1 pseudogene is annotated in these 883 nt (G+C 65.8%); it reads right to left on the bottom strand.

Going from position 1 to position 883, the window contains the following annotated elements:
* Positions 1-472: pseudogene (locus DAT37_RS00040) on the bottom strand (reverse transcriptase domain-containing protein); the annotation flags it as partial.
* Positions 473-883 lie beyond the last annotated feature (411 nt).

Below are 883 nucleotides of genomic sequence, written 5' to 3' on the forward strand. Positions count from 1 at the left end.
CGAGCTCAGTCAAGATCCCGGCTTTCAAGAACGCTTTGACCAGTGCCAGAACGCGTTTGCCCTTCACCCGGCAACGCACCCGCTCCATCAGGGCCGTGTGGTCGATCCGGTCGAAGCACGCCTCGATGTCCGCATCCAGCACCCACCTATAGCCGCGGGTGCCGAAATGATGAATCTCAGCGATCGCATCCTGAGCACGCCGGTTGGGCCGGAACCCATAAGAGACCGGCTCGAAGTCAGCCTCGAAGATCGGTTCCAGCACGAGTTTCAGCGCGGCCTGCACGACCCGGTCGGCCACCGTCGGAATCCCGAGGGCACGGACCTTTCCTGCCCCACCCGGTTTGGGGATCTTGCGTTCCCGCACCGGCAAAGGCCGGAACGAACCATCCTTCAGGGAGGTTCGCAGGTCGTCCAGGAACCCCGGAATACCGATGCGCTCCTCGACGTCTGTGGCCGTCAGGCCGTCCACGCCGGGAGTGCGTGCTCCGCGGTTGCCCGCAACCCGATCGAACGCCACGAGTAGCGTCGCCGGGTCATGCACGAAGTTGAACAGGTCGTCGAACCGGCGGCCAGGATCAGCCGCCGCCCAACGGTGAAGCTTGGCCTGCATCTCCGATACCCGCCGACTCGGCCCCAGCAGGACCGCCTCCGGCCAGGCGCCGCCATTCGGCGGCGCGTCTTTCGGCATTACAGCCTCCATCCCTTCTCGAAACCGCTGCCGCCCTTCGCCATGTGACCGGCTCTCCCGGCCTCGGACTACTACGGCGGCTCCGCCCCACCCGGCCCGTTCAGTGGTCGATGCACCTATCCCGCCCAGTGGGCTGGATGCCCACGGCCTGGAACTGCGACCGGCTGGTTCCCGTGTTCACTGTGATTCGCTCGA

Origin of the sequence: Nocardia aurea, assembly GCF_003123685.1 — a bacterium.
Lineage (GTDB): Bacteria > Actinomycetota > Actinomycetes > Mycobacteriales > Mycobacteriaceae > Nocardia > Nocardia aurea.